General features: G+C 68.7%; 4 protein-coding genes. 2 read left to right on the plus strand and 2 right to left on the minus strand.

The annotated features are described in order from the left end of the window. Positions 1-613: hypothetical protein (locus tag QZ994_RS19170; protein WP_290877499.1), on the minus strand; the 613-nt coding region annotated here is incomplete at its 3' end. Between the two features lie 256 nt (positions 614-869). Between QZ994_RS19170 and QZ994_RS19175 the strand changes: the two genes are divergently transcribed. Continuing rightward, a complete protein-coding gene (locus QZ994_RS19175) occupies positions 870-1,844 on the plus strand; it encodes a homoserine kinase (RefSeq protein WP_290877502.1) in 975 nt (324 codons plus the stop codon). After that, entirely contained in the window at positions 1,841-2,665 is an 825-nt protein-coding gene (locus QZ994_RS19180) for a BPSS1780 family membrane protein (protein ID WP_290877505.1), read from the plus strand. Before QZ994_RS19175 ends, QZ994_RS19180 begins: the two co-directional genes overlap by 4 nt. On the opposite strand, the gene QZ994_RS19185 is transcribed toward QZ994_RS19180, so the two are convergent. Then, the coding region (locus tag QZ994_RS19185; protein ID WP_290877508.1) for a LysR substrate-binding domain-containing protein at positions 2,623-3,301 on the minus strand (679 nt) is incomplete at its 5' end. The genes QZ994_RS19180 and QZ994_RS19185 overlap by 43 nt on opposite strands.

Raw genomic sequence — 3,301 nt, forward strand, 5'->3', positions numbered from 1 at the left:
CGCCCACGCCCAGGTAGGTGCGGCTGTCGTGGCCGTCCATGATGAAGTCGGCGTGGCTGAAGAGGCGCAGCGGCTCGCTCACGCGGTAGGACAGGCCCAGGCCCAGGTAGGGGGCATTGCGGTGCTCGCGCACGGTCTGGGTCTCGCCATTGGCCAGGGTCAGGGTGTTCTTGTGCTTGGTGAGTGCCACGCCCAGGCGGATGTGGTTGGTGAAGTCCTGCAGCAACTCGGTCTCCCAGTTGATGCCCAGGGTGATGGTGCGGGCCTGCTCGCGCTCGGCGACCACACCGGTGGCGGCGCTGGTGGCCGGGCTGTATTCCTTGTCCAGCGGGCGGAAGTAGAAGTAATTGATTTCGGCCGCCAGCGAGGGGGTCATGCGCACCCCGCCGAACATCTTCTGGCTGAAGTTGGCACGGTTGCAGCCCACGGCCTCGCCACAGGCCCGCGAGGCCACGCCAAAGCCGGCCGAGGCACCGCCGTAGACATGGAGCCCATTGATGCTGCCCAGGGTGTCGGCCTGCGCAGCCCCACCCAGCAGGGCACCCAGCATGGCCCCGGTGCACACGGCGGAACGGGTCAGAGCGGAAAGCGGAGACTTGGCAAAGCGGCTCATGGTGCGTGGGTCAGTGGGGGCTGAGAGCAAAAAGGGGGTGGAGAGCGCGGCCACCCCGTGAAGGGATGGGGCCATGCGGCTCGGCTTGAAGAAAGTCTGCCACAGGGGCTTCTACAATCTGACCCTCGTCTTCCCCCGCCCGCCAGGGTTAACGCCTAAGCCTGGGCACAGCCCGCGTCAATTCGTCGCGATCTGTTCCCCGGCCCGCTGGTGCCCTGGGCGCGGGCCTCCGCCTCCCCGATGTCCGACCTGTCCCATGGCCGTTTTCACTGAAGTCTCTCCGTCCGAAGCGGGGGGCCTGCTCTCCACCCTGAACCTGGGCACGCTGCACACCATGCAGGGCGCGGCTTCGGGCATCGAGAACACCAATTACTTCGTCAGCACCGACCGGGGTGACTACGTGCTCACCCTGTTCGAGCGCCTGAGTGCCGAGCAACTGCCCTTCTACCTGAAGCTGATGGCCCACCTGGCGCAGCGCGGCATCCCGGTGCCCGCTCCGCAGGCCGATGCCCAAGGCGAGATCCTGCACAGCCTCAAGGGCAAGCCCGCTGCCGTGGTGACCAAGCTCAAGGGCCGCAACCAGCTCACCCCCCAGGCGGCCGACTGCGCCCAGGTGGGGGCCATGCTGGCACGCATGCACCTGGCCGGCCTGGACTACCCCCTGAGCCAGCCCAACCTGCGTGGCCTGCCCTGGTGGACCGAGACCGTGCCTGTGGTGCTGCCCCACCTCACGCCGGAGCAGGCCGCGCTGATCCAGCAGGCCCTGGCCGAGCAACAGGCCCTGGCCGCCACGCCGACCTACCAGGCCCTGCCCCGCGGCCCGGTGCACGCCGACCTCTTCCGTGACAACGTGATGTTCGACGGCCCCAATCTGGGCGGCTTTTTCGATTTCTACTTTGCCGGCGTCGACACCTTCGGCTTCGACATCGCCGTGTGCCTGAACGACTGGTGCATCGACCTGGCCACGGGCGCGCTTGACGACACCCGCGCCCAGGCCTTTGTGGCCGCCTACGACGCCGTGCGCCCGCTCACGGCCGAGGAACGCGCCCTGATGCCTGCCCTGCTGCGCGCCGCGGCCCTGCGCTTCTGGACCTCCCGCCTCTGGGACTTCCACCTCCCGCGCGACGCCGCCATGCTCCAGCCCCACGACCCCACCCATTTCGAGCGCGTGCTGCGCCAGCGCTGCCAGCATCCCTGGTCCTACCAGCGCGCCGGATCGGCCTCGGCATGAAGCTGCGCATCGTCAAACCCAGCCAGGGCCTGTTCTGGGTGCGCCAGGGCCTGTTGATGGCGCGCAAGCAGCCCTTCAACCTGGTCGGCCTGCTGGGCATGGTGGCCTGCGCGGCCCTGCTGCTCATCGGCCTGCCCATCGTGGGCCCCTTGCTGGTCGTGGGCCTGATGCCGATCGTGTGGATGGGCTTCATGCTGGCCACCCGGCGGGCGTTGGCCGGCGAGCGGGTCACGCCCTCGGTCTTCATCGAACCGCTGCGCAGCGCCGACAGCCCGCGCCAGGCCTTTGCCAAGCTGGGCGGTGCCTACGTGCTGGCCACCCTGGTGGTGATGCAGCTGGCCCAGTTGCTGGGCCCGGGTGCCGAGGTGCTGTCGGAAGCCTTCGAGGCCGCCAAGGACACCGGCGAGGTGCTGGCCAACCCCCTGGTGCAGCAGGATGTGCTCTGGCGCATGGGCCTGACCCTGCCCGTGAGCCTGCTGTTCTGGCACACCCCGGCCCTGGTGCTGTGGGCGCGCATGCCGGTGGGCAAGGCCCTGTTCTTCAGCGCCGTGGCCAGCTGGCGCAACCTGGGCGCCTTCACCGTCTACGGTCTGGCCTGGGGCGGCGTGATGGTGCTGCTGGGCCTGGTCACCCAGCTGCTGGGTGGCCTGCTGGGCGAGCCCACGGTGGTGAGCGTCCTGGCCCTGTCGATGGGCATGTGGGTCGCGGCGAGCTTCTACGCCTCGCTCTACTTCACCGTGATCGACTGCTTCGATGCACCGGATGCCGACCCGAACGATCAGGCCGACAAGCGGGTCACGCCCTCCAGCGGGCAGGCGTAAATCGCGTTGCGCAGGGCCGCGATGGCCTCGTAACGCGTGAAGCTGCGGCGCCACACCAGCACCACGCGGCGTGTGGGCACCGGCGCCTCGAAGGGCACATAGACCAGGTTCGACTGGTTGTCGACCAGGGCGGGCGGCACCGACAGGCGCGGCACCACGGTCACACCCATGCCGGCGGCCACCATGTACTTGATGGTCTCGAGCGACGAGCCCTCGAAGCTCTTGCGGATGCCTTCGGCGTCGCTCGAAAAGCGGGCGAACTCCGGGCAGACCTCGAGCACGTGGTCGCGGAAGCAATGGCCCGCGCCCAGCAGCAACATCGTCTCGCGCTTGAGTTCTTCGGCGCTGAGCGAGGTGCGCTGCGCAAAGGGGTGCGCCTTGGGCACGGCCACCATGAAGGGCTCTTCGTAGAGCGGGGCGGTGGCCAGGTTGGTCTCGGGAAAGGGCTCGGCCAGGATGGCGCAGTCAAGCTCACCGGCGCGCAGCATCTCCAGCAGCTTGACGGTGAAGTTCTCCTGCAGCATCAGCGGCATCTGGGGCACACGGGCGATGGCGTTGCGCACCAGATCGGGCAGCAGGTAGGGGCCGATGGTGTAGATCACGCCCAGGCGCAGCGGGCCGGCCAGCGGGTCCTTG

The organism is Aquabacterium sp., assembly GCF_021768455.1.
Classification (GTDB): Bacteria; Pseudomonadota; Gammaproteobacteria; order Burkholderiales; family Burkholderiaceae_C; genus Aquabacterium.

Coding starts and splice junctions, on each gene's coding strand:
- QZ994_RS19175 (WP_290877502.1), top strand. CDS start 870: ATGGCCGTTTTCACTGAAGTCTCTCCGTCCGAAGCGGGGGGCCTGCTC.
- QZ994_RS19180 (WP_290877505.1), top strand. CDS start 1,841: ATGAAGCTGCGCATCGTCAAACCCAGCCAGGGCCTGTTCTGGGTGCGC.